This is a genomic window from Agrobacterium bohemicum (assembly GCF_002896715.1).
Taxonomy (GTDB): Bacteria; Pseudomonadota; Alphaproteobacteria; order Rhizobiales; family Rhizobiaceae; genus Agrobacterium; species Agrobacterium bohemicum.
Map to the genome: position 1 here is coordinate 295,948 of NZ_PGEL01000027.1, position 25,753 is coordinate 321,700.

The 25,753-nt window shown below is 56.0% G+C and carries 23 protein-coding genes; 10 read left to right on the forward strand and 13 right to left on the reverse strand.

The annotated features are described in order from the left end of the window. Positions 1-42 precede the first annotated feature (42 nt). Both tpiA and CUC55_RS16880 read right to left on the reverse strand, forming a co-directional pair. Positions 43-813 carry a triose-phosphate isomerase gene (tpiA, locus tag CUC55_RS16875; protein ID WP_103088585.1) on the reverse strand — a complete coding sequence of 257 codons (771 nt, stop codon included), beginning with the start codon at positions 811-813 and terminating at the stop codon, positions 43-45. Positions 814-997: 184 nt separating this feature from the next. Continuing rightward, on the reverse strand, positions 998-1,879 hold the full coding sequence (locus CUC55_RS16880) for a phospholipase (protein WP_103088586.1): 882 nt from the start codon (positions 1,877-1,879) through the stop codon (positions 998-1,000). A 173-nt stretch (positions 1,880-2,052) separates the two neighbouring features. Between CUC55_RS16880 and parE the strand changes: the two genes are divergently transcribed. From parE to CUC55_RS16895, 3 genes are all read left to right on the forward strand, one after another. Next, a complete protein-coding gene (gene parE, locus CUC55_RS16885; protein ID WP_103088587.1) occupies positions 2,053-4,119 on the forward strand; it encodes a DNA topoisomerase IV subunit B in 2,067 nt (688 codons plus the stop codon). A gap of 212 nt (positions 4,120-4,331) precedes the next feature. Next, positions 4,332-4,667 carry a Grx4 family monothiol glutaredoxin gene (gene grxD, locus CUC55_RS16890; RefSeq protein ID WP_067643283.1) on the forward strand — a complete coding sequence of 112 codons (336 nt, stop codon included), beginning with the start codon at positions 4,332-4,334 and terminating at the stop codon, positions 4,665-4,667. 94 nt (positions 4,668-4,761) lie between these two features. Further along, positions 4,762-6,012: a multidrug effflux MFS transporter gene (locus CUC55_RS16895; RefSeq protein WP_173645911.1), complete on the forward strand. Its 1,251-nt coding sequence runs from the start codon at positions 4,762-4,764 to the stop codon at positions 6,010-6,012. A gap of 67 nt (positions 6,013-6,079) precedes the next feature. On the opposite strand, the gene CUC55_RS16900 is transcribed toward CUC55_RS16895, so the two are convergent. The 5 genes from CUC55_RS16900 to CUC55_RS16920 all read right to left on the reverse strand — a co-directional run bounded on the left by CUC55_RS16900 (position 6,080) and on the right by CUC55_RS16920 (position 11,697). Beyond that, positions 6,080-6,904 (reverse strand): inositol monophosphatase family protein, encoded by an 825-nt coding sequence (locus tag CUC55_RS16900; RefSeq protein WP_067643286.1) that lies wholly within the window; start codon positions 6,902-6,904, stop codon positions 6,080-6,082. Positions 6,905-6,982: 78 nt separating this feature from the next. Next, entirely contained in the window at positions 6,983-7,810 is an 828-nt protein-coding gene (locus tag CUC55_RS16905; RefSeq protein ID WP_103088588.1) for an inositol monophosphatase family protein, read from the reverse strand. A 46-nt stretch (positions 7,811-7,856) separates the two neighbouring features. Further along, the gene (ttcA, locus tag CUC55_RS16910; RefSeq protein ID WP_067643292.1) at positions 7,857-8,735 is read right to left on the reverse strand and encodes a tRNA 2-thiocytidine(32) synthetase TtcA; all 879 of its coding nucleotides are present in this window, start codon (positions 8,733-8,735) and stop codon (positions 7,857-7,859) included. Positions 8,736-8,806: 71 nt separating this feature from the next. Beyond that, complete coding sequence (locus CUC55_RS16915; RefSeq protein ID WP_103088589.1) at positions 8,807-9,736, reverse strand: glutaminase; 930 nt, start codon at positions 9,734-9,736, stop codon at positions 8,807-8,809. Positions 9,737-9,798: 62 nt separating this feature from the next. After that, positions 9,799-11,697 (reverse strand): L,D-transpeptidase family protein, encoded by a 1,899-nt coding sequence (locus tag CUC55_RS16920; protein WP_103088590.1) that lies wholly within the window; start codon positions 11,695-11,697, stop codon positions 9,799-9,801. A 426-nt stretch (positions 11,698-12,123) separates the two neighbouring features. On the opposite strand from CUC55_RS16920, the gene fumC reads away from it, so the two are divergent. After that, the gene (gene fumC / locus CUC55_RS16925) at positions 12,124-13,515 is read left to right on the forward strand and encodes a class II fumarate hydratase (RefSeq protein ID WP_067643298.1); all 1,392 of its coding nucleotides are present in this window, start codon (positions 12,124-12,126) and stop codon (positions 13,513-13,515) included. Between the two features lie 314 nt (positions 13,516-13,829). Then, positions 13,830-14,894: a GGDEF domain-containing protein gene (locus CUC55_RS16930; protein WP_103088591.1), complete on the forward strand. Its 1,065-nt coding sequence runs from the start codon at positions 13,830-13,832 to the stop codon at positions 14,892-14,894. Positions 14,895-14,912: 18 nt separating this feature from the next. Here CUC55_RS16930 and CUC55_RS16935 read toward each other — a convergent pair whose 3' ends face one another. The 3 genes from CUC55_RS16935 to CUC55_RS16945 all read right to left on the reverse strand — a co-directional run bounded on the left by CUC55_RS16935 (position 14,913) and on the right by CUC55_RS16945 (position 17,810). Next, positions 14,913-15,521 carry a pyridoxamine 5'-phosphate oxidase family protein gene (locus CUC55_RS16935; RefSeq protein ID WP_103088592.1) on the reverse strand — a complete coding sequence of 203 codons (609 nt, stop codon included), beginning with the start codon at positions 15,519-15,521 and terminating at the stop codon, positions 14,913-14,915. Between the two features lie 65 nt (positions 15,522-15,586). Further along, positions 15,587-17,404: a monovalent cation:proton antiporter-2 (CPA2) family protein gene (locus CUC55_RS16940; RefSeq protein ID WP_103088593.1), complete on the reverse strand. Its 1,818-nt coding sequence runs from the start codon at positions 17,402-17,404 to the stop codon at positions 15,587-15,589. A gap of 37 nt (positions 17,405-17,441) precedes the next feature. Continuing rightward, a complete protein-coding gene (locus tag CUC55_RS16945) occupies positions 17,442-17,810 on the reverse strand; it encodes a gamma-butyrobetaine hydroxylase family protein (protein ID WP_067643309.1) in 369 nt (122 codons plus the stop codon). A gap of 180 nt (positions 17,811-17,990) precedes the next feature. Here CUC55_RS16945 and moaA point away from each other — a divergent pair, with 180 nt between their 5' ends. The 5 genes from moaA to mobB all read left to right on the forward strand — a co-directional run bounded on the left by moaA (position 17,991) and on the right by mobB (position 22,382). Continuing rightward, positions 17,991-18,980, forward strand: a complete 990-nt coding sequence (moaA, locus tag CUC55_RS16950) for a GTP 3',8-cyclase MoaA (RefSeq protein ID WP_245303785.1) — start codon at positions 17,991-17,993, stop codon at positions 18,978-18,980. 141 nt (positions 18,981-19,121) lie between these two features. Further along, positions 19,122-20,024, forward strand: coding sequence for a DMT family transporter (locus CUC55_RS16955; protein ID WP_067644203.1), 903 nt, complete (start codon positions 19,122-19,124; stop codon positions 20,022-20,024). Next, positions 20,021-21,241 carry a multidrug effflux MFS transporter gene (locus CUC55_RS16960; protein WP_103088594.1) on the forward strand — a complete coding sequence of 407 codons (1,221 nt, stop codon included), beginning with the start codon at positions 20,021-20,023 and terminating at the stop codon, positions 21,239-21,241. Before CUC55_RS16955 ends, CUC55_RS16960 begins: the two co-directional genes overlap by 4 nt. Further along, complete coding sequence (gene mobA, locus CUC55_RS16965; RefSeq protein ID WP_067643318.1) at positions 21,241-21,867, forward strand: molybdenum cofactor guanylyltransferase MobA; 627 nt, start codon at positions 21,241-21,243, stop codon at positions 21,865-21,867. Before CUC55_RS16960 ends, mobA begins: the two co-directional genes overlap by 1 nt. After that, complete coding sequence (gene mobB, locus CUC55_RS16970) at positions 21,864-22,382, forward strand: molybdopterin-guanine dinucleotide biosynthesis protein B (protein WP_103088595.1); 519 nt, start codon at positions 21,864-21,866, stop codon at positions 22,380-22,382. The genes mobA and mobB overlap by 4 nt, the downstream gene beginning before the upstream one ends. Positions 22,383-22,431: 49 nt before the next feature. On the opposite strand, the gene CUC55_RS16975 is transcribed toward mobB, so the two are convergent. From CUC55_RS16975 to surE, 3 genes are all read right to left on the reverse strand, one after another. Further along, positions 22,432-23,982 (reverse strand): peptidoglycan DD-metalloendopeptidase family protein, encoded by a 1,551-nt coding sequence (locus CUC55_RS16975; protein ID WP_103088596.1) that lies wholly within the window; start codon positions 23,980-23,982, stop codon positions 22,432-22,434. Between the two features lie 342 nt (positions 23,983-24,324). Next, positions 24,325-24,966: a protein-L-isoaspartate(D-aspartate) O-methyltransferase gene (locus CUC55_RS16980; RefSeq protein WP_103088597.1), complete on the reverse strand. Its 642-nt coding sequence runs from the start codon at positions 24,964-24,966 to the stop codon at positions 24,325-24,327. Positions 24,967-24,974: 8 nt separating this feature from the next. Beyond that, positions 24,975-25,751, reverse strand: a complete 777-nt coding sequence (gene surE, locus CUC55_RS16985) for a 5'/3'-nucleotidase SurE (RefSeq protein ID WP_103088598.1) — start codon at positions 25,749-25,751, stop codon at positions 24,975-24,977. Positions 25,752-25,753: the final 2 nt, after the last annotated feature.

The window sequence follows — 25,753 nt, forward strand, 5'->3', positions numbered from 1 at the left end:
GGCGAAAGCGTATTCCAACCCCCTGAGAGACGAAAGACGGCATCAGGCCGTCAATTGCTCATAAGCGGCGTAGATGGAGAGGAAATCGGATGCTTTCAAGCTTGCGCCGCCAATCAGCGCGCCATCGACATTTTCCACACCCATCAGTTCGAGAGCGTTTGTTGGTTTGACGGAGCCGCCGTAGAGAATACGCATGCCCTGCCCTTCCGCACCGAAGCGCTTGACCAACTCTTCACGCATGAAGGCGTGAGCCTCTCTCACGTCCTGCGTGGTCGGCGTCAGGCCGGTTCCGATGGCCCATACCGGCTCGTAGGCAATCACGGTGNTTTCTGCTGTCGCATCATCAGGCAAGGAACCGGCAAGCTGTCGCTTGAGAACATCCAGCGTCTGGCCAGACTTTCGCTCATCCGCCGTCTCTCCGATGCAGATGATGGCAACCAGTTCCGCCGCATAGGCGGCAGTGGCCTTGGCGCGGACCAGATGGTCGGTTTCTGCATGGTCGGTGCGGCGTTCGGAATGGCCAACGATGACATGAGTGCCGAAGCAATCGGCAATCATCTCGGCCGAGATGTCACCCGTATGGGCGCCCGACGGGTTCTGGTGGCAATCCTGCGCACCGATTTTCAGCGGGCTGTCATCGCTCAGAGCTGTCGCGACATACAGCAGTGTCGAGGGCGGGCAGATCAGCGCGTCCACCTTGTCCGAAAGCGGACCTTTGACACCCTCGGCCATCGCTTTGATCTGATCAAGCGAATCGCGCGTTCCGTTCATCTTCCAGTTTCCAGCGACGAGCGGGCGAACATCAGGGGTCATGGGCGATCTATTCCTCTTAACTTCAAAAGCGCTCAACAAAGTCCAAGCGCTCATAGCGGCCAGTTTCCTTTATGTCTTAAAGGCTAGCGATTGTATTTGGTACNAAAAAGAACGCTTTTGGTTCATAACATCGGTTAAAATCGCAGCATTTTGCTTGTTTTCGTCGTTTTGACGCCATCCTTGCTCAATGCGTGATCAAAAAATTCAGCACCGCGCGCCAATCCGTCATGCGTACCGGGGTACCGTGGGTGCCGGATTGATAGAGCGTGAAGCGTGTCGGCTGGCCAGCTTTCAACAATGTGCGGAACATACCCGCCTGCTGCTGAGCGGAATACACCTTGTCCTCACTGCCATGCGTGAACCAAAGGGGCTTTTTGGCCTTCACNAAAGCGCTTTTGGGAAAGTCCGGATCAACCGCACCGCCAAGGATTGCCATGCCCTTGAGATTCGATACGGCCTGCGCATCGCGGCTGATACCATAGCAAATGAAACTGCCCATAGACGCACAGGCGAGAATGACGGGACGCCCGCCAGACTTCGCGTTGGCATCAGCAATCAATGCGGCAATATCGGCCACGCCCTTCTCATCGAAGCTACGCACGCTCGGCGCATAATAGGTGCCGCCATTGGCAACCGCCAAATTCTTCAGCCGATTGAAATTGCCGCCGAAGGTGTAGTCATTCATGCCCAGCCTGCGATCACCGCCGCGACCGTGGATGAAAATCACCGTGAAGGCCTGACCAGTTGTTGCGCCAACGCGACCAACCTCCAGCGCCCTGCCCCCAACCGCGATTGTCTCAAGCTCTTGAAACTTCTTAGGCGCGAGGTCGACATATTGTCGCTTCACCCGTCGCTCTGGCGTATCGTCGCGCCCATTGATGTCATGCATTTCCTGATAGTCGATAATCTGCGATGCGCCATTGTCCCCTGTGGAGAGTACCGTCTGTGTTGAGAACAGCTCGTCCTTGAAAGGCTTAAGCGGCCCTCCTGCGCTTTGTGCAGAGGCTGGCACGATCGCAACAGACAGGCNAAAAAGAGTACNAAAGGTGAAGATAGCTGTGGACATGCCTTGAGGAACCATTTCATTTAAGCCACAACACTTGCCATCCGGGCAGGCGCGGCGCAATCCTTAGGACGACGCGAAAACCGATCATCCGTGCTTGAGTAGCAACATTTGGTTGCCGTTGTGGCAAATCATATGCCTGCTCGCATGGCCAAATTCTGACTGAACTGGGCACAATGGACGATAGCAACGATCNTTTTTCAAGCCAATCTACGGCAAAGCGTCAGGAACCGGAAACGAGTGAACCGGCACCTGCGCCTGTGGTGAAAGCTGTCGCCAGCGCCCCCAAGCCTGTGGTCGTGACAACCTCTTCCGAGCAGGAATATGGTGCGTCGTCCATTCGCGTGCTGGAAGGGCTTGAGCCCGTTCGCATGCGTCCTGGCATGTACATTGGCGGCACGGATGAAAAAGCGCTGCACCATCTGTTCGCCGAAGTCATCGACAACTCGATGGACGAGGCCGTCGCTGGTCACGCCAATTTCATCGAAGTCCATCTGGATACGCAAGGATTTCTGACTGTCAGCGACAATGGCCGCGGTATTCCGGTGGAAAATCACCCGCAGGTCCCCGGCAAATCCACGCTGGAAGTCATCATGACCAAGCTGCATGCGGGCGGCAAGTTCGACGGCAAAGCTTATGAAACGTCTGGCGGCCTTCACGGCGTCGGCGTATCAGTCGTCAACGCCTTGTCCGACCTGCTTGAAGTGGAAGTTGCCCGAAACCGCAAGCTTTATCGCCAGCGTTTTTCACGCGGCATTCCCATGGGCGGGCTAGAAGAACTGGGCGATGTGCACAATCGTCGTGGCACACGCGTTCGTTTTCATCCCGATCCGCAAATCTTCGGTGAACATGCAAAGTTCGAACCGGCACGCATTTTCCGTATGGCCCGCTCGAAAGCCTACCTCTTCGGCGGCGTCGAGATACGCTGGAGCTGTGATCCCGGCATGGTGCCACCGGACGGTGACATCCCGGAAAAGGCAGTTTTCCACTTTCCCGGTGGTCTGAAGGATTATCTGGCGGCAACGCTGGGCAAGGACTTCACGGTCACCCGCGAAATCTTTTCTGGGAAGACGGAAAGGACCGGCGGCCATGGCGCCATGGAATGGGCTGTCACCTGGTATGGTGGCGATGCCCAGTTGCATTCCTATTGCAACACTATCCCCACGCCTGAGGGTGGCACCCACGAGGCTGGCCTGCGCATTGCGTTGACCAAGGGGCTGAAAAACTATGCGGAGTTGACGCAGAACAAGCGCGCCCGCGAAATCACCACTGACGATGTGATGATTTCGGCTGTCGGTATGCTGTCCGTCTTCATTCGTGAGCCTGAATTCGTGGGCCAGACCAAGGACAAGCTGGCGACGGTGGAAGCGCAGCGCATCGTCGAAAACGCGCTTCGTGATCCGTTCGACCACTATCTGGCTGGTAACCCCAACGAAGCCGCAAAGCTTCTGGATTGGGTTATCGAGCGTTGCGAAGAGCGCCTTCGTCGCCGCAAGGAAAAGGAAGTCAACCGAAAGACCGCCGTTCGCAAGTTGCGTCTACCCGGCAAACTGGCGGATTGCTCCCAGAACACGGCAGAGGGTGCAGAGCTTTTCATCGTGGAAGGTGATTCGGCTGGCGGTTCCGCCAAGCAGGCGCGCAACCGCGCAAACCAGGCCATCCTGCCGTTGCGTGGAAAAATCCTCAACGTCGGCAGTGCCAGCCGTGAAAAGCTGTCTGCAAATCAGCAGATCGCCGATCTCATTCAGGCACTCGGTTGCGGCACACGCACGAAATATCGCGACGAAGATTTGCGCTACGAGCGCATCGTCATCATGACCGATGCCGACGTCGACGGTGCGCATATTGCCTCGCTGCTGATTACCTTCTTCTATCAGGAAATGCCCGAACTCATTCGTGGCAGCCACCTCTACCTCGCGGTGCCGCCGCTCTACGTCATTCGTCAGGGTGCCAAAACGGTCTACGCCCGCGATGACGTGCACCGTGCCGAATTGATGGAGACTGTCTTCAAGGGTAAAAAAGTCGAAATAGGCCGCTTCAAAGGCCTTGGCGAAATGATGCCTGCGCAGTTGAAGGAAACCACCATGGACCCTTCCAAGCGCACCCTTCTGCGCGTGGAAATCGATGATGTGGATTTCGAAGGCACCCGCGAAGCCGTGGACAACTTGATGGGCACCAAACCCGAAGCCCGCTTCCGTTTCATTCAGGATCGTTCGGCTTTCGCGGAAAATCTGGATATTTGACGACCTTTGGCATCTGCAAGAGATTTCGGACACTGAAACGGTGCGGATCATCTCTCGGCGTGTGGGCCACTGTCGCCTTATCATCAAACGCATAGACGATATGCGTAACCCGCTTGGANTTTTTGCCATTAACGGCTGGAAATCGCTCGCGACCATGTTATTTAAGAACAAACGAAGCAGCGGCCTTGAACCGCGTGTGAAAGGAAATTGCCATGAGCGGCATTCACGAAATGATCGACGGCGAAGTGAAGGGCAACGATGTCGTGCTTTTCATGAAAGGCACCCCTCAGTTTCCGCAGTGTGGTTTCTCCGGGCAAGTCGTACAGATGCTCGATTACCTGGGTGTGCAGTATAAGGGCATCAACGTGCTTGCGGATGCTGATCTACGTCAAGGCATCAAGGACTATGCCAACTGGCCAACCATTCCCCAGCTTTACATCAAGGGCGAGTTTGTCGGCGGCTGTGACATTATAAAAGAGATGTTCCAGTCCGGTGAGCTTCAGGACCAACTTCAGGAACAGGGTATCAGCGTCCGCGGAGCGGCCTGATTCCGGCCGGGAACCCCGGCCCCCCTATTATTCTAAAACTTGTCTAGGCGTTGCCCCCGGCAACGCCTTTGCCGTTCTTTTGGGGACAAAGTCTGTGACAAATCTTTCACAATCCGATCCAGCCCGCACCATCGCAATGGGGCGGACGGAATTCATTGCGCTTGCTGCCGCGCTGATGGCACTCAACGCGCTCGCTATCGACATCATGCTGCCCGGCCTGCAGGAAATCGGCGCATCGCTGGGTGTCGACAACGAAAACCACCGGCAATATGTCATTTCTGCCTATCTGATCGGTTTTGGCATTTCACAACTCGCCTACGGCCCGATTTCCGACCGTTTCGGGCGGCGCAAACCAATGCTGTTCGGCCTTGGTATTTATATTCTGTCGTCCATCGCCGTTGTCTTCGTGCCCTCTTTTGCGGGGCTTCTTGTTCTGCGTTTCATTCAGGGCATCGGTTCGGCGGCCACGCGCGTCATCACCGTTTCCATCGTTCGTGACATCTATGGCGGGCGCCAGATGGCCGAAGTCATGTCGCTGATCATGATGGTCTTCATGGTCGTGCCGGTGATCGCGCCCGGAACCGGGCAGATCGTACTGTTCTTCGGGGACTGGCATCTGATCTTCGCCTTCATGGCAGCCATTGCGGCCATCGTGACGGTATGGATGTATCTGCGTCTTCCCGAGACGCTGCATCAGGAAGACGTGCGTGAACTGACCACTTCATCCGTCCTGCAAGGCTTCAAGATAGTTCTGACCAACCGGGTCGCACTTTGCTACACCATTGCCAGCACGATCATCTTTGGTGCGCTGTTCGGGTTCATCAATTCGGCAGAGCAAGTCTACAAGGGCATTTACGACTTAGGCGCCTGGTTTGCGGCAGCCTTTGCTGGCGTTGCTCTGTTCATGGCGCTCTCATCATTCCTCAACTCTCGTCTTGTCGGGCGTTTCGGCATGAGAAAGCTGTCGCATGGCTCGTTGATCGGCTTTATCATCATCACCTTCGTATGGCTGATGCTGCAACTGTTCGGACCTCAGCCGATGCCGTTCTTCCTCTTTATCATAATGTTCGCCCTGTCGATGTTCCAGTTCGGCCTCATTGGTTCAAACTTCAACTCGCTGGCCATGGAGCCGCTCGGCCGCGTAGCAGGTACGGCATCATCTGTTATCGGCTTCATGAGCACGATCGGTGGTTCACTCATCGGCGCGGCCATAGGTCAGGCATTCAATGGCACCGCTCTGCCGATGGTTGCTGGTTTCTTCATCGTCTCAGTGGCTGGCCTCGGTTTCGTCCTGCTCGGTGAAAAAGGCGTTCTTTTTCAGCCACAGAATAAACCGACGCATTGAAAAAACTCACATAAAAAAGGCGCGGTTGAAAACATCCGCGCCTTTTGCATTTTGAGCTCGGCCTTGCTCAGACGGTAAAAATCTTCTCGCGCAGCAACTCCCACGTCTCTTCATTCGCCGCCAGCAGAAGCCCTCCGTCAACGTGGTGTGGCAGATAGGGCGAACCGTCGAGGCGTGCAGCGTAAGCGCCCGCTTCCTGCGAAATCAGTGTACCGGCGAGATGATCCCATGGCATCAGCTTGTTATACATCAGGAAGTGCATATGGCCGCCGCAGAAGATGCGGTACTCGTGGGCGGCACACCGGTAGCTGGTGAACAGGCGTACATCGGCCAGATTGTTCAGCAAACGGCGGCGTACATCGCCTTCGAAATAGCCGGTATTGGCAATGCCCACCATTTGCGAAAGCTCAGGCGCGGGTACAACGCTCATCTGGCTCTGCGATCCATCGGCACTGCACATCCATGCGCCAGAACCCTTTTCGGCAATCACCCAGTCATTACCCATCGGGTCGTAGATCAAGCCCGCAACCGTCTCACCCTTTGACACAACGCTCAGCATAACGCCGAAGAGTGGCAGACCAGCCGCAAAGTTGAAGGTGCCGTCAATGGGATCAACCACAACGGCCAGATCAACCTTACCCAGCCTAGTCAACAGCGACGGGTCAGCTGCTACCGATTCTTCGCCGACGAACAATGCGTCAGGCATGAATTCGGCCACCCGGTCGCGGATCAAACGTTCAGCTGCCTCATCGGCTTCTGTGACGAGATCGATGGCCTCTGTCTTTATCCGCACATCACCTTCGCCCAGATTGCGAAACCTTGGCAGAATTTCCACCGCCGCCGCCTCTTGCAGGGCGTTGGCAAGGGATGCGATGTCGAGTTCCACGGTCATGGGNTTTCCTTCCTCGGAAATTGTCGCGAAAAACTATGTGGCGGCTTTGCGCGACAGTCATTACAATAGTGACCAAAATCAAAGGCCAACGATTTCTCGGCGTAGCATCTTCCAGCTTTCCTTATCCGGCGCAGACAGAATACCGCCTGTCAAATCACCAGGTCTGTAGGGCGTTCCGTCGAACTTGGCGGTGTATCCGCCCGCTTCCTGATGCGTCAGCACACCGGCCAGATGGTCCCACGGCATCAGCTTTTCGTGGCCGATGAAGTGAATCTTGCCGCTGGAAACCAGCCAGTATTCATGCGCCGAGCAATTCAGCGAAAGCGCCATCTTGGCCTTGGTCATATTGGCGGCAATCACCGGACGGCGATCTTGGAAACTATGANCCCAGGNAAACACGCCGATCATCTGCGAGAGATCGACAGGCTTTGCCACTGTCAGNTTTGCTTCGCTGCCGTTCTTGCGTTTCAGCGTTGCGCCCGCACCTTTGACGGAAACAATCGTGTCACCCATGACAGGGTCGTGGATGATGCCCGCAACCGTCTCGCCCTTGATGGTTACGGCCAACAAAGTCCCGAATGCCGGCAGACCGGATGCGTAATTGAACGTGCCATCGATAGGGTCGATCACGAAGGCGAGTTCAGCATCGACCAAAGCCGGAATAACCGAATGGTCGGCATCATAGGCTTCTTCGCCAACGATGTGCGCTTTTGGGAAGCGGTCGAGCAAGGCAGCAGTAATGCGCNTTTCCGCCAGAATGTCAGCCTCGGTCACGAGATCAATAACGGACGNTTTTTCGGAAATGTCGGAAGCGCTCAAATTACGAAAGCGCGGAATGATGTCGTTTACCCCGGCGTCTGCAACAGTCGAGACGAAGAACTCAAGATCGGAATCGGAAAGTGTCATGAAGCATTTCTTTTAAAAATGGGAAGAGCTTCCACGACCTAATCTCCTAGCATGACGGATCGGTGACAGTCAGGCCTGAGAAATCAAAAAGCTTTGTGTCAAGCAGGTGTGATGGATTGACGTGAGACATGGCGCGCAGCATCACGTCCTTGCGGCCCGGCATCCGGCGCTCGATATCGGCCAACATGTCCTTCATGGCATTGCGTTGAAGCCCGTCCTGTGAACCACACAGATCGCAAGGAATAATCGGAAACTCCATCGCAGTTGCAAACTTCACCATATCTTCTTCAGCGCAATAGGCCAGCGGACGCAGCACCATCAGGTTGCCTTCGTCATTCATAAGCTTTGCCGGCATGGCGGCAAGCCGCCCGCCATGGAACAGATTCATGAAGAAGGTCTCGAGAATATCTTCGCGGTGGTGGCCCAACAACAGCGCGTCGCAGCCTTCTTCACGGGCGATGCGGTAGAGATTGCCTCGGCGCAGCCGCGAACAGAGCGAGCAATAGGTGCCGCCCGCCGGTACTTTTTCCTTCACGATGGAGTAAGTATCGCGATATTCGATGCGGTGCGGCATCCCTATTTTCGTTAGGTATTCCGGCAAAATATGCTTTGGGAAATTGGGCTGACCCTGGTCAAGATTACAGGCGATCAGTTCGACCGGCAGAAGACCACGCCATTTCAGATCCAGCAACAGGGCCAATAGTCCGTAACTGTCCTTGCCGCCTGAGAGGCCCACAAGCCAACGCTTTTGGCCTTTCAGCATGTCGAAATCATCGAAGGCTTGGCGCACATTGCGCAACAGCCGCTTGCGCAGCTTGTTGAAGGACACGGAGCGTGGCGCGTTGGCAAACAGCGGATGGGCACCAACGAGCTCTTCAGGCTCGACGCTTTCTGGCATGTCATCGATGTCTGCTGCAATGTTCATGGCAATCTCGCTTGGTCCTGAACGCGCGCAAGCGTTCCGGCTTCAGGGAATGCCCGCATCTGCCTTGAAGATCAAGCCCCGAATACGGACCACCCCATTTCGTTTGCCAACATTTCCAGCGCGACAGAACCCAGCGCCGAGTTGCCGACCTCATTAAGCCCCGGCGACCACACCGCGACGGAAGCCTTGCCCGGTGCCACCACAAGAATGCCGCCGCCCACGCCGCTCTTGCCCGGTAGACCCACATGATAGGCGAAATCGCCCGAGCCATCGTAGTGGCCGCAGGTCAGCATCAGCGCATTGATGCGCCGCGCGCGTTTTTCCGAAACGACGGAGTGGCCGGTCACGGGGTTGCGTCCGCGATTGGCCAGAAACAGCCCTGCCCGCGCCAGCTGCACGCAATTCATGGACAGTGCGCACTGGTGNAAATAAACGCCCAGCGTATGATCGACCGGATGGTGTAGATTGCCGAAACTGCTCATGAAATTGGCCAGTGCGAAGTTTCTATAGCCCGTCGTCTGCTCGGATTTCGCAACCCTGTTGTCGATGGAAATCGTCTCGTCATCGGCCAGATAGCGCACGAAACGCAGCACCTCGCCAATCGCTTCACGCGGTTGGTGGCCCGCCAGAACCATATCGGTAACCACAATGGCACCGGCATTAACGAAGGGATTGCGTGGAATGCCCATCTCCCGCTCCAGCTGAACGATGGAGTTGAAAGCAGAACCCGANGGTTCGCGCCCTACCCGCTTCCACACGCTCTCTCCGGTTTTGCCCAGCGCAAGCGTCAGCATGAAAACTTTGGAGATACTCTGGATCGNAAACTGCACCTTTGCGTCGCCAGCCACAAAGGTTTGACCGTCCACGGTGGTTACGGCAATGCCGAACTGCTTTGGATCGACCTTGGCAAGCTCGGGGATGTAATCAGCTACCTTCGCAGCACCAAGCCGCGGCAGCANTTTTTCGGTGATGGAATTGATAACCGTCTGAATGTCCCGCATTGCCCCTGCCCTCATAAAGAAAAAGCGCCCGTGAAGGCGCTTTTGATGTTGTAATATATGCCTTAGATCGAAGACGCACGCGCCTTCGTCGTCGTGTCGAACGCCTTCATGACATAGCTGTCGCGGTCATAAACGTCGTCGAAATACTGCACGTGGCCGTCCTTGTCCGGCCATGCCGTGAAGTAGGACACGTAGACAGGAACCTTGCCCGATACCTGAACAGCGCGGTTCTGGCCTGCGGCAATCTGCTTGTTCACATTGTCCATGGTCGTGCCGAGCACGGCGGCAGCCATGCGGCGTGGATCGACAAGACGAATGCAGCCATGGCTGAGGGCACGCATGTCACGGCTGAAGAAGCTCTTCGCAGGCGTGTCGTGCATGTAGATGGCGTGCGCGTTCGGGAACAGGATTTTCAGATCGCCCAATGCGTTATCGCTGCTCGGTGGTTGGCGAACGGAAACCGCATTGGTGGAGCCGTACCAGTTCACCTCGGAAGATGAAACCGACCGACCGTTGACCTGAACTTCATAGCCAAGGCGATCCAGATATGACGGGTCGCGGCGCAGCTTCGGCAGCATCTCGTTGACGATGATTGATTGCGGGACGCCCCAGTAAGGGTTGAACTCGACCGTCTGGATTTCGTCCTGGAAGAAGTAGGTCTGGTTCGTCTTGGAACCGATGACGACCTTCATGCCGAAGTCTTCGACGCCTTCATTATGGTAATAAGCCATGAAAGCAGGCTGGTTGATGAAGACAAAACGATCGCCGAGATCGGCAGGCAACCAGCGGATCTGTTCCATCGCCACTTCAAGCTTGGCAATTTTCGCTTCATTGCTATCGCCGGTCATGGCGCGCACGGTTGCGCGGCCAATAACGCCGTCTGCCTTCAGGCCGTTCTCGCTCTGGAAGGCCTTGACCAGATCTACCAGATCAGGTGTGTATTCTGGCGTTTGCTGGTAGCCCGACAGTGTCGTTGCATGGCCGGTCTTCAGGCTGGCCGACGAGCGATGCTCGATAGCTTTGACGACGGTAGCCATGTCGGCATTGTTTTCGCCGGGCTTGAGAACGAGATCCGCGGGCACGACTACCTTGTGGCTTGTGTCTTTGTCTTCATTGCGCAGCTTTGCGAGTTCAGCCTTCAACGCCTGATATTCGACGTTGGATGGCTCACGGCTGCGCAGATAGGCACCGACATCCGGGCTCAGGCTGGCAAGTTTTAGCACAGGCGTCAGATTGACCGTCTTGCGCTTGAAGTCGTGATATCCAGACAGCTTGTTCGGATCGACGCGGCCACGGGTGGTGTCCTGCACGTAGGCCAGGACCTTGGCAGAAAGTGCCAGTTCGAACTGCATCATCGCGGGAGGAATGACCCGCTGCTCTGTTACGGATGCGTTCTGCACCTCAGCCACTGGTTCCGCCGAAATGCTGGCAGTCACATCCTGCGATGGCGCGGAGATGCTGTAGTCTGCTGGGTTGAGGCCACTATCACCAACAGTTTCGAAAAATGTCAGAACGGCGCTTGCGCGCTCGTTCAGATCGCCGTTCGAAACCCAGATCGGCTGTCCGCCCGCATTGTAATAAGCTTCCAGCGCCTTGGCGATTTCGGGCGTTGCCGAGAGCTTCACACCGGCCAGACCGGCAGGGAACTTCGATGTATCGACAGTGCGCGCGCCATCTGCCTTGTAGGTATAATAACGAGGACCAGATACACGCGGCAAAGGCTCAGGGTCGACATCGCGTGCGGCGGCGTTCCCCTGCATTGTCGTAACACCTGGAAGTCCCCGATCCTGGCGCTCACGCTCCACTTTCCCCGGCCCACCACGAAGAAGGTCCATGAGGGTCACCGCGCCGGCTGTGCCCGGCATCGCCGCCGAAACGGACAGACCGAGAGCCAGTATCAATGCAGCCGATGANTTTCCTGATGTGATTTGCAATTTATTCCTCGCCGCATCCCGCGCCATCATTCATCGAGGCGCATATAATGAGTATGTGTCTGTCTAGCTGATTGGCCTGCTTTTGGAAAGAAAACGCACGAAGTCCGATCAAGTGCCAGAGATGAGTTTCCGTCGCGNAAAAATCGCTTCGGCATGCCCTCCACGTTTGGCGAGAATAGTTAAATTTCTCTTTAATTTCCTAACATTGCGCAAACAAGTTTTCGTCACGATGATAGCAAAACACAACAGATCCAGGCTTTCCAGCCACGTTACCCAAAAGCCACGCGTTCCGACTTTCGAGCGATACCGACAAAGCTTTGAAACTGGCGGTAAATGTTGAGGTCCGCCATACGACAGGCTTTCCATGATTGCGCTATCGCTTTATATGTCTGCGCGCGCAAGACTGGCGGATAAGCGGTCTTGGCGCTGGACCGCACAGGAGAGGCAGGACTGATGACAGCGACACGCACCGAAACCGACACATTTGGCCCAATCGACGTTGCAAGCGATCGCTACTGGGGCGCACAGGCACAGCGCTCACTTGGCAACTTCAAGATTGGCTGGGAAAAGCAGCCTGCCTCTGTCGTTCGTGCACTCGGCATCGTAAAGCAGGCCGCTGCTCGCACCAATATGGCGCTGGGCGGGCTGGATCCACAACTCGGCGAGACCATCATCAAGGCCGCGCAGGAGGTTATCGACGGCAAGTTGGACGATCACTTCCCGCTCGTTGTCTGGCAGACCGGCTCTGGCACCCAGTCAAACATGAACGCAAACGAAGTCATCTCCAACCGGGCCATTGAGATGCTCGGCGGCGAGATGGGTTCCAAGAAGCCGGTTCACCCGAACGACCACGTCAATATGAGCCAGTCGTCCAACGACACCTACCCGACCGCCATGCACATTGCGTGTGCGGAGCAGATCGTTCACCACCTGCTGCCGAGCCTCAAACACCTGCATGCGGCGCTGGACGCCAAGGCCAAGAGCTTCGCCCATATCATCAAGATCGGCCGCACCCATACCCAGGATGCGACACCCCTGACGCTCGGCCAGGAGTTTTCCGGCTATGCAGCTCAGGTTGCATCTGCGATCAGGCGCATCGAACTCACATTGCCAGGCCTTTATGAATTGGCACAGGGCGGCACTGCAGTTGGCACCGGCCTTAACGCACCGGTTGGCTTTGCCGAACAGGTGGCCGAGGAAATAGCCAAGATCACCGGCCTTTCCTTCGTTACCGCGCCAAACAAATTCGAAGCGTTGGCAGCTCACGACGCAATGGTGTTTTCGCATGGCGCGATCAACGCGGCAGCCGCAGCACTTTTCAAAATCGGAAATGACATTCGTTTCCTCGGCTCCGGCCCACGCGCTGGCCTGGGTGAACTGGCACTTCCTGAAAATGAACCTGGCTCGTCCATTATGCCGGGCAAGGTCAACCCCACGCAGTCTGAAGCCTTGACGCAGGTCTGCGCGCATATTTTTGGAAATCAGGCAGCGATCACCTTTGCAGGTTCGCAGGGTCACTTTGAACTCAATGTCTACAATCCGATGATGGCCTACAACTTCCTTCAGTCGGTTCAGCTTCTCGGCGACGCTGCGGTGTCCTTCACCGATAATTGCGTGGTCGGCATCGAAGCCCGCGAAGACAACATCAAGAAGGGTGTCGAAAACTCGTTGATGCTGGTTACGGCTCTCAACGGCAAACTGGGCTACGACGCCTGCGCGAAGATCGCCAAGACCGCCCACAAGAACGGTACGACACTTCGCGAAGAAGCAGTCGGCGGCGGATATCTTTCGAACGAGGAGTTCGACCAATATGTCCGTCCGGAAAATATGATCGGGCCTAAATAAAAGCGNAAAGTCAGAAACGGCCATTCAAGCCGTTTCTGACTCCCCATAAGATGCCGGACACATTTCAAAACATTCAGGAANTTTACATCGCTATAAGAAATTACCTCTATAAACTCACCTTTNAAATGATATGGGAATTTACCCCNTTTTTTTAGGCGATTCTAATTATAAAAATAAGTGTCCGAGAACGGATTGGGGTGATTATTGGTGTATCTGACCTCGTGAGTAATACTGACTTTCGTAAACTAAGATTTCTAAAAGAAATTTAGCTAAACGCACGATAAGATACTGAACGTATTTCCGGGAGTGACTTGATGAGCAAAGCATCAACGCCGAAGGCACCTGATGTTGCCGCGCAAATTCTATTTGCCATGCGCAATATGGGTGTTGTTCCCATTCCGCGAAACTACAACCTTTTCTATGAAGCGTATATCGGTTCCAATCCTGCATTGACGCGGGAACTGGCGGCGCTGGGCACCCGGGCGACACAGGAGGAGTTGGACGATCTCGGCTCACGCTATTTCGACCACACGCATGGCCAACTCATCGAGGCCGCCAGAGACAAGCTAAATTCCGAGTTGAGTGCACTTCTGGTCGTCTTGCAGCACGAACAGACGTGCCTTGNAAATTACAATCGCATTCTGGATGAAACCCGCGCAGGGATCGCAGACAAAAATCAGTCCAGTGCGCATTTGCTGCGGACAGCCATATCTATGCTGGTGGAAGCCACCGGTGACAAGATGACGGNAAATGAGACGACCTTCAAAAGCGTAGATCGTCACGCGGAAGAAATGCAGCAGGTTCGTCTCGAGCTCGATGAATACAAGCGTATCGCCAACACCGATTCATTGACACGTCTCGCCAATCGTCGAGCCTTTGATGACAAGCTGGCGTCTATGTACGACACAACGATGGGCCTTCAATTTTCCGCGCTCGTGCTGCTGGATGTCGACAATTTCAAGCGGATAAACGACACGTTTGGACATCCCGTAGGAGATAAAATTCTGGCAAGCGTCGCCTCCGTTATAAGGGGCAATATCCGAAATGATGGTTTCGTTGCACGCAGTGGCGGCGAAGAGTTTGCCGTTATTCTGGAAGGTAACAGCCAGGAGGAAGTTCAGGCCGTCTGCGAGCGTATTCGAACCGCTCTGGNAAAAACGCCGTTCCGAAACTCCAAGTCCGGCATCGACTACGGCCAGGTGACCATATCCATTGGTTGCTCAATGGCTTCGCAAGCTCAAAACCCTGGCGAGCTTTATGCTCGTGCCGACACTGCTCTCTATTATGCCAAGGAAACCGGCCGCAATCGCACTGTGTTCTTCGAAGAAGGAATGCAGAAAAACTATAGTGGCAAGAGCTGGCTTATCTACAAGCAGTGAGCCAACGTCACTTACTACTTACCACATGGTCTTGGCTGCTTTTTCCGGCCATTCCCGATCATAGGTATCCTTGTCGAAATCCGCTTTGGCAGCTTTCATCAGCGTACCCGGCGTCGGCAGAGATGCTGGATCGACAAAGTTTTCCGCATTCCAGAGTTCGGAGCGAATAAGCGCGCGGGCGCACTGGAAATAGACTTCATCGATCGTCACGACCGTGACCGTGCGCGGATGTTTTCCATCCATCTCGAAACTGTCGAGCAGTGCTGGATCTATCGAAACAACCGCTGTGCCATTGACGCGCATCGTCGTGTTGGAGCCGGGAACGAGGAACATTAGCGCGACGCGCGGATCACGGACGATGTTCAACAGCGAATCGATCCGATTATTGCCACGCCAGTCAGGCAGCAGCACCGNTTTGTCATCCTGAACCCTGACGACCCCACCCTTGTCACCACGCGGTGAGCAATCCATACCTTCAGGGCCGACCGTTGCCAGAGCCATGAATGGCGATGCTTCGATCATTAGCCTGTACTCGGCGGTCAGTGCTGGCGTGACCTTAACGAAAGAAGGTTCGGCGACGATGCCGTAAATCGCCTTCAAATCTTCCACAGAGTGAATGATGGTCATTATGCTTCCCTTTCTCTATCGGCTAGCTTGAAAAGCATTCATGCAACAACGATGTGACGACGGCACTAGTTTTGCTGTTCCGCCTCCTGCCTTGCTTCGCGTTCAGCACGCTCACGGGCCGTGCGTGCAGCGACGATGTCGGCAGGCTGAGCATTGCCGCGAATGAGAGAACGTCCGGCATAAACACCGCCCACGACCTCAAGCGCGAAACGCTCCTTGTCGACATCACGGAATTCTTCGACGAGCCGTTCAGCGATATCCGTCTCCTCACCGATTTCGGTCAGCACTTTTTCGCTGAAGTTCAAGGCGGATTCGTATGTTTCGCGGATCTGGTAATCAACACCGGCTTTCAGCAGATCAAGTGCATGACCTCGGTCAAAGGCACGTGCCAGCACCGGCACCAGCGGGAATTCATGCTTGACGATTTCAGCAATGCGAACCGCCGCTTCCTTGTCATCGACGCAAATCAACACCGCGCGGGCAGAGCCTGCGCCGGCGGCATGCAATATCTCGGAGCGAGACCCATCACCGTAGTAGACCTTGAAGCCGAAGCCAGCGGCGTCGCGCACGAAATCCGCATCCTTATCAACCAGGGACAAGGTGTAACCCCGTGCCAGAAGCGGCTGGCTGACGATCTGGCCGAAACGACCAAAACCAATCATCAAGATGCTGCCATCGACATTTTCCGGCAAATCCAGATCGTCGGTGTTGGGAGCTTTCTTCGGCACGATGCGATCGTGAGCGATCACCATCAACGGCGTGAGGATCATTGAAATAATAATCGTCGCAGTCAACACGGCATTGGCTTCAGCATCGAGAATGCCCGCAGCGACAGCTGCGGAATAGAGCACGAAAGCAAATTCGCCGCCCTGCGCCATCAGAACCGCACGCTCGATGCTTTCGCGCTGGCACGTCCCCAGCACACGCGCCACGCCGTAAATCAGCAACGCCTTGATGAGCATGTAAGCGACTACGCTCATCAACACCAACTGCCAGTTCGCAGCAATCACCGTAAGATCGATGGCCATGCCGACGCCAAGGAAGAAAAGACCAAGCAGAATTCCACGAAAAGGTTCGATGTCGGCTTCCAGTTGATGACGGAAGGAGGATTCTGACAACAGAACACCTGCCAGAAACGCGCCCATGGCCATCGAGAGTCCGCTGACCTGCATGAGCAGCGCCGATCCGAGAACCACTAGCAAGGCCGCCGCCGTCATGACCTCCCGCGCACCAGAGGCGGCCAGCAAGCGGAAGAAGGGATTGAGCAGATACCGGCCCGCAACAATCAACGCGACGATGGCGGCAAGCGCGATACCGATGGAGATCAGCCGTTCGTTCAGCGTTACCGCCTCTCCGCCCGCACCTAAAAACGCAACCAGCACCAGCAGAGGCACGATGGCCAGATCTTCAAATAGAAGAATGGCGACAATCCGCTGACCTTTGAGCGTCGACATGCTGTTCCGCTCCTGCAACATCTGCATCACGATGGCGGTGGATGTCAGCACGAAACCCGTGCCCGCTACAAAAGACGGGATGAGCGGGAAACCGAGCGCGANGCCAATCAGCGTTAAACCCACCATGCAGGTCAAAACCTGCAAGGCGCCAAGCCCGAAAATATCCTTACGCATGGACCACAGGCGCGAAGGCTGCATTTCGAGGCCGATGATAAAGAGGAACATCACCACGCCAAGTTCGGCAATGTGAATGATGGCTTGCGGATCGGAGAATGCACCAAAACCGAAGGGGCCGATGACCAGACCGGCGGCGAGATATCCCAGCACCGAGCCCAGCCCTATACGTTTGAAGATCGGGGCCGCGATGACGCCTGCCGCCAACAGGACGACAACTTGCGCCAGATCANTTGCATTTCCCTCGACCGCCAAGTGTCACCCCCGTAACGTCATGAAATATTGTCTTCTGCTACCGGATTTTACGGTCCCGGCTCAAGCCTTTTTCGGCCAGTTCCTGCTCATAGGCACTGAACAGAGTGTCACCCTTCTGCCCCAGCTCGAACAGATATCGCCATGTGAAAATTCCACTGTCGTGACCATCATCGAAGGCGATGCGCACAGCGTAATTTCCTGTCGCGACAACGGAGCGGATCGTTACGTCCCGTTTGCCAGGAACAGTTATCTTCTGGCCAGGCCCGTGCCCCTGCACCTCTGCCGAGGGAGACAAGACACGCAGCATCTCAGCCGGCAGATCGAACGACTGCCCGTTGTCGAATTCTACGACAAGATGCTGGCGATCTTTGGAGACCCACAATTCGGTTGGCCAGGGTTCATTCATCTCTTCATTTCCAAACCGTGATATATCCCGCACACTTACGACCTTGTCTGCACTGCGGCAAGGCATTACATGGTAAACACGGACAGCAGACACAGCGTCGAGTGTGACGGAGATTTCAGGTTGAACAGCTTTCTCGGGGCGCTCCAGCCAGCGACATCCTTGAACGAACGCACGAGCCCGATGGTTGACCCCTTCGGACGCGCTGTTACCTACCTGCGCGTTTCCGTCACTGACCGCTGCGACTTCCGCTGCACCTATTGCATGTCAGAGCACATGACCTTCCTGCCGAAGAAAGACCTTCTGACGCTCGAAGAGCTTAACCGACTGTGTTCCGCCTTCATCGCCAAAGGCGTTCGCCGTATCAGATTGACTGGCGGCGAGCCGCTGGTGCGCAAGAACATCATGCATCTGGTGCGAGACCTCGGTCGCCAGATCGATGCCGGGATGCTGGACGAGTTGACGCTGACCACCAATGGTTCGCAACTCGCGACCCACGCAGCCGAACTCTACGATTGCGGCGTGCGTCGTATCAATGTGTCCCTGGACACGTTGGACCCTGATAAATTCCGCCAAATCACCCGATGGGGGGATTTCTCCAAGGTTATGAACGGGATCGATGCGGCTCTTGCCGCTGGCATCAAGATCAAGCTCAATGCCGTGGCACTTAAGGATTTCAATGAACACGAAATCCCGAACCTAATGCGTTTCGCCCATGCTCGAGGCATGGACCTGACTGTCATCGAAACCATGCCGATGGGTGAGATCGAAGAAGATCGGACAGATCGCTACTTGCCGCTGTCGCAGGTTCGCGCGTCGCTTGAGGAGCAGTTCACCCTCAGCGATATCGCCTATCAGACGGGCGGCCCGGCGCGCTATGTCGAGGTCAAAGAGACCTCGGGACGGCTCGGGTTCATCACGCCGATGACACATAATTTTTGCGAAAGCTGCAACCGTGTTCGCCTGACATGCACCGGCACGCTGTACATGTGCCTCGGCCAGGACGATGCCGCCGATCTGCGCACTGCGCTTCGCGCATCCGACGACAATGCACTGCTCTCCCAAGCCATCGATGACGCCATTCTTCGCAAGCCCAAGGGCCATGATTTCATCATTGACCGCACCCACAAACGCCCCGCCGTCGCCCGCCACATGAGCGTTACTGGCGGCTGACGCTTTTCCATTCTGTCTTCTATAATAATTCGATTGAATTCAAATCCCCACCATGTCACCACCTCATATTAGAGGAGTGGGCGGAGTCGTCATATGTGCACCGCATGATGGCGTCTTTGNTTTGTATCTGGGATTGGAATGATGGCATTGACGGACAATACTCGCGGCGCGTTGCTCATGGCGCTCGCGATGGCATCGTTCACGATCAACGACGCATTCACCAAATCCGTCACACCTTATATCAACACCGGCCAGATCCTCTTCGTTCGCGGCATCATTACCTGTGTTCTGGTGTATTTTATCGCCCGCCACATGGGAGCATTGCGTCCTATCAAGACATTGCTACGGCCCATCATCGTGTTGCGGTGCCTGTGCGAAGTCTCGGCCTCCATTCTTTATCTCAAAACGCTGGCAATGATGGGCTTTGCCAACGTTTCCGCCATCATGCAATCGCTACCGCTGGCGGTGACATTGGGTGCAGCTCTATTCCTGAACGAGAAAGTCGGCTGGCGTCGGTGGACGGCCATTTTGGTCGGCTTTATTGGGGTTTTGATTATTCTCAGACCCGGCCCGGATGGNTTTACCTTCGGTGCATTGCTGGTGGTCGGCGCTGTCTTCGTGACAGCTGGACGCGACCTCCTCACGCGTCGCATGTATACGGATATACCGTCCTTGACTGTGACGATGACGACGTCCTTCGTCAACACCATGTTCGGCGCTGCGCTCATCGCACCCTTCGGCGGCTGGCAACCGATGGACGGATACGTCTGGTCACACCTATTTGCTTCGGCCGTGCTGGTCGTGATCGGGTATCAGGCCGTCATTCTTTCCATGCGCAACGGAGACATCGCGTTTGTCGCACCGTTTCGCTACACCAGCATGATCTGGGCCTTTTCGATCGGCTATTTCGTGTTCGGCGAGAGCCTGAATTCCTGGATTTTACTCGGCACGGCCATTATCGTCGCCTCGGGTCTTTATACATTCTATCGCGAGAGCAGACGACGCCAGCCGCCGATTGCCAAAACGTCCACGAGAATACAATGAGCGCTGCCCTCATCCTGAACAGATCGACGCCGCCGCATGTCGTCACCCTCGTTCTTATCGCGGGCGTTGCAGCGCTGTGTATGAACATTTTTCTGCCATCGCTTGCCGCCATGGCGGTGTATTTCGAGACAGATTACGCGGTCATGCAGTTTGCGGTATCCGGCTATCTGGCAACGACGGCGCTGTTGCAGCTCATCATCGGCCCGCTGTCCGATCTTTTCGGTCGTCGGCCCGTGTTGCTGGCAGGCTTTGCCTTGATGGTCGTCGCCACCCTCATCTGTGCATTGGCGCCCAACATAACCGTCTTCATGTTAGGGCGGATGTTGCAGGCGGTCGTTGCATCCGGTTTCGTGCTGGCACGCGCCATCGTCAGAGATATGGTTCCTGCAAACCAGGCCGCATCGATGATCGGTTACGTCACCATNGGCATGTCCGTGGTTCCCATGGTCGGCCCGACGATCGGTGGCTTTCTCAACGATTTCGCTGGCTGGCAGGCCAGCTTTGTGCTCGTCGCCTTTTGCGGCGCTGCCATGCTGATTCTCATTTTCTTCGATCTAGGGGAAACCAACCGCCAAAAATCCGCAAGTTTTTCGGCCCAGTTCCAAGCATGGCCGCAATTGCTGCGATCGACACGCTTCTGGGGATACGCGCTGACCTCCACATTCTCATCCGGTCTGTTCTTCTCCTTTCTGGGCGGCGCTCCTTTTGTGGGAAGCGTGCTCTATGGCTTGACACCGGCGACGCTCGGCATGCAATTTTTCTTCATGGCCAGCGGCTATATGTTCGGCAACTTCCTTTCGGGTCGTTACGCGCAGCACGTTGGCATTTCCAGAATGATGCTGGCCGGTAACGGCATTGCGGCGATGGGCATCATCGGTGCCATCGCCCTGCCCTATCTCGGACTGAGCAGCCATTACGAATTCTTTCTCCCACTGGCGCTCATCGGCATCGGAAACGGCGTGACATTGCCCAGCGCCAATGCGGGTATGGTCAACGTCCAGCCTCATCTGGCCGGTTCGGCCTCTGGCCTCGGCGGTGCGCTGACGATTGGCGGCGGGGCCGGTCTGGCGGTGCTTGCCTCCTCGCTCTTGTCGAAGGAAGCGGGTACAACGCCACTGCTGCTGGTCATGTTGCTGAACGCAATCCTCGCCCTTGCTGCAAGCATTTATACCGGCGGGCAGGAACGTCGCCATAACCAACAGCAAAGCGGGACGTGATGATCGTGTCTGACATTCCCGGCCTTATCCTGGCCGGTGGCCTTTCCCGACGTATGGGAACGAACAAGGTGCTGAGCCCACTCGGAGGCAAACCTCTGATGTCTCACGTCATAGACCGTGTTACGCCGCAGGTAACGACGCTGGCCTTGAACGCCTCCGAGAGCTGGGCGGACACCTTTGGGCTGCCACTCGTGCCTGACACAAAGGCGGGTCATGCCGGTCCCCTTGCGGGCATTCTCGCCGGTATGCGCCATTTCGAACGCCATGCGCCGCAAGCGACACATTTTTTGACAGTCCCGGCAGACAGCCCNTTTTTTCCGGCGGATCTGGCAGCGCGCCTTATCGACCATATCACCGGCGAAAACGCCATCGTCATCGCCGCATCGACTGGGCAGGTGCATCCAGTATTCGGGCTGTGGCCGATTGCAATTGCAGATGACCTGGAGGCCTGGCTTGGGGATGACCGAAACCGCCGTATCCGCAGTTTTCTGGCGCGTCACCCGACGATCGGCGTTTCGTTTCCGCCCATCGAAAGCCTGACGACCTCCATCGATCCNTTTTTCAACATCAATACGCCCGACGAGCTTGTGACCGCGGAAACCTTCTTCAAGAGCATGAGTGCATGACCCAGAAAGTATTCGGTATTTCCGGCTGGNAAAACTCCGGCAAGACAGGGCTTGCCGTTCGCATCGTCACAGAGCTGACGGCGCGCGGCTACCGCGTCTCTACCATCAAACACGCGCACCACGACTTCGATATCGACAAGGTCGGAGCGGATAGCTGGCGCCACCGCAATGCGGGCGCTCATGAAGTCACCATCGTATCGGGTACGCGCTTTGCCATCATGCACGAACTTCGTGGCGCGTCTGAGCCTTCATTCGAAGACATTCTCGCACGCATCGCGCCGTGTGATCTGGTGTTGATCGAAGGGTACAAATACGAACCAGTTCCAAAAATTGAAGCGCGCAGGCGGGATGCAGCGAAGACCGAACCGCTTGCACCCAGCGATCCGCATATCATAGCGATTGCCGCCGATCATGCCGTTCCCGGCACCACGCTTCCGGTATTCGATCTGGATGACACGACCAGCATCGCAGACTTCATCGAAAATACCGTGGGCTTGAGCAGGCCTGAAACATAAAAAAGCCGGGCGTTAACCCGGCTTTTTCTTACCCCTTGAAACGCAATACCTATTCAAGGAAAGAGGATGGGTTCACCGGTGTCGCATCCTTGCGGACTTCAAAGTGAACCTGTGGACGCTTGGCGCTGCCCGTCATGCCGGATGTCGCAACGGTCTGGCCGCGTTGAACCTTCTGTCCACGCTGAACCTCGAGATTTGCGGCGTTGCCGTAGACCGTGACCCGACCGTCATCGTGGCGGATGAGAACGGTGTTGCCGAGCTGCTTCAGACCGTTACCGGAATAGATGACGACGCCGTTTTCAGCGGCCTTGATCGGTGTACCCTCTGGCACGGAGATGTTGATGCCATCATTGCGGCTACCATCGACATTTTCACCNAAACCGGAGATCACAGCACCACGAACAGGCCAGCGGTATTTGCCGATACCGGTGGATTCCGGCGCGATGGAAGCCATATCAGACTTCTTCTCGACGTCGCTGACGCTTGCTTCGGCAGTTGGTGCCTTTGGCACTTCAGCCTTGGCAACGACTGGCGTCTCAACAGGCTTGGATGCGGCCGGTGCCTGATGCTGAACAGACGCCGTTTTGATACCGTCAGTGCCAGCGCCGGGAATTTTCAATGTCTGGCCGATGCGTACGCTTCCGTCGGTGATGCCGTTAGCAGCCTTCAGGTCAGCAACAGAAACGCCGTTTGCACGGGCGATCTTTGCAAGGCTGTCGCCTGACTGAACCTTGTAGCCACCTGTTGGCGGAAGCGGCTTGCCGCCTGGAGGTGTCAACTTTCCGGTTTCTGCCGAAGCCTTGTCACGAGCCGCGCTCTGAGATGGGAGAACGGCAACGTTCTGCTCGTGACCGCGTGTTGGTGCCGGGCCGTTGTTGTTCTTGCTCAGGTCGATATTGTCAGATGCAGCACGGGCAGCGTTGCGGGACTGACCGAACTTCGGAATGATGATCGAGCGGCCGGGCGCAGCAGCTGAAGCGCTGGAGAGACCATTTGCCTCAAGCAGTGCCTTTTCAGGGACGCCGTAACGCTTGGACAGCGTTGCAATCGTTTCGCCGGACTTCAGCGTTACGGACGACGCACCATNCGTGTGCCAGCCGGCCTGCTGTTTGATGGAGCCAGTCGAAAGCGTGTCTGCGCGGTCCGAGTTAGCCGGACGAGCAGCAGCCATGGATGGCGCAGAATTGCCTGTAGCCGACGGGAATGGCTGCTGCATCGCCTCGCGGCGCGTGGCTGGCTCGCGGCTGGACGAAGGCGACGGAGCGGCAAGCTCGGAGCGCTGGACTGGCGAAGAAGACGATGCTGCACGGGCCGAAGAAGGCTGTACCGAACCGTAACCACCGCCGTTGTTTTGCGGGTAAGGCTGGTTCATCGCGGTGTTCCGGTTTGCATAGCCGCCCTGCGGCGCTGCGTTGCCGTAACCACCGCTGCTCACATCACCTTGCGGGACCGGAGACTGCCCGTAAGCGCCTCCAGCATTGCGGGCTGGAATGGATGCCGTTGTCATTTGGTCAGGCCCACTGGNAAAGAGCCCGCCAAATCGCGTTGCATCGGAGCTGCACCCCGTTGCGACGCTTGCCAGCAATGCCGCTGCGAACATCTTTGCGATTGANTTTCCGANTTTAGGCGAATTACTCATACGCATGACTCGATCTACACTGACGCCAACCACCGCATCGGGATCGATCCGGCTGAAACTACACTCTGCAAGGCCCCTCTCCCTTGACGGGNAAACCATGCGTTGATGGAGATGATTAAAGCGCGTTAGTGTTACCACGCCGTTAAAACGTTAAGGCGTTCACGTGTTTTTTGACACTTCGATAACCATGAAGAGGCGGAAAAAGACGGAATTTTCGTGATTTTTTACAGAAAAATCTTTTTAAATCAATGATTTGATNAAAATCGTCATCCGCTCCCGNAAATGGAACGAATTTTCATTTCGCTACAAATAGCGAGCAATATGCGTTTCGATGGGCAGATAGGGCGTTTCGAAAAGCTCTTCCTGCTCAAACCGGCTGCCGGTCTTGGNAAAGCGGGTCATGACACAGCGACCGTCTTCCAGAATGATCGGTGCAATCATCATTCCGCCGGATACGATCTGCTCAGTGNAAAACCGTGGCATGGCGGTGAATGCAGCCGTGGAAACGATTCGATCGAATGTCCCCTCACCCACCAATCCGTTAGCGCCATCGGCCTGCCGAATGACCACGTTGCGAATGCCCAGATCGTCCATCCGATTCTGCGCCAGTTCCACCAGTGTCTTGTAGCGGTCGATGGAAACCACCCGCTCCGAGCGGCGACCGAGGATAGCTGTCATGAAACCGCTGCCGGTGCCGATTTCCAGCACACGTTGACCAGGCTTGACCTGTAGCCGCGCGACCGTTTTCACCACCATGTCGGCGCTTTCCATGAAGGCACCGCAGTCAATCGGGATGGTGCGGCTGGAATAGGCTTCCGCTGCAAACTGTGCTGGCACGAATTGCGAGCGCGGACACTGTTCAACGGCAGTCAAAAGGTCGATATCGGAGATACCTTCGGCTCTCAGCCGCAAGACCAGGGCTGCGAACCCCTCTTTCTCGACCATGACGGATTTCAAGCGCTCGCTCCCAGTCCAAGCGCTTTCGCCACGCGATCTTTCACCGTGTAGTCGGTAAGGTCAAGCTTCAGTGGCGTTACCGAAATCTGGCCATCCTTGACGGCGTGAATATCGGTGCCTTCCAGGAACGTACCCAGTCGTTCGCCAAAACGCAGCCAGTAATAGGGTAGCCCGCGACCGTCCTGACGCTGCTCCACAGTCATGCCGAAATCCAGCTTCCCCTGCCCCGTGACACTGACGCCCTTGACATCTGCGGGTACGCAATTGGGGAAGTTCAGGTTGAGGAACGTTTCGTTTGGAAGATCGACATCGATCAGTTTGCGAATGAGGTCTGGCGCATAGGTTTCCGCCACTTCCCACGGCACAACGCGTTCTGCATGGCCGGTGTAAGCAAACGCCTGACTGAGGGCAAAGGACCGAACGCCCTGTAATGTTCCTTCGATAGCGCCGGCAATGGTGCCGGAATAGGTTACGTCATCGGCCATGTTCGCGCCGGAATTGACGCCTGATAAAATGAGGTCAGGTTTGCCCGGCAGCACTTCGCGAACGCCCATAATGACACAGTCGGTCGGCGTGCCACGCAGCGCAAAATGCTTATCGGAAATCTTGCGCAGGCGAAGCGGTTCGGACAGCGTCAGAGAATGCGCCAGTCCGCTCTGGTCCGTCTCANGGGCGACGATCCAAACGTCGTCGGAGATCGTGCGGGCGATGCGCTCCAGCACCGCCAGCCCTTCGGCATGAATGCCATCGTCATTGGTCAACATAATCCGCACGA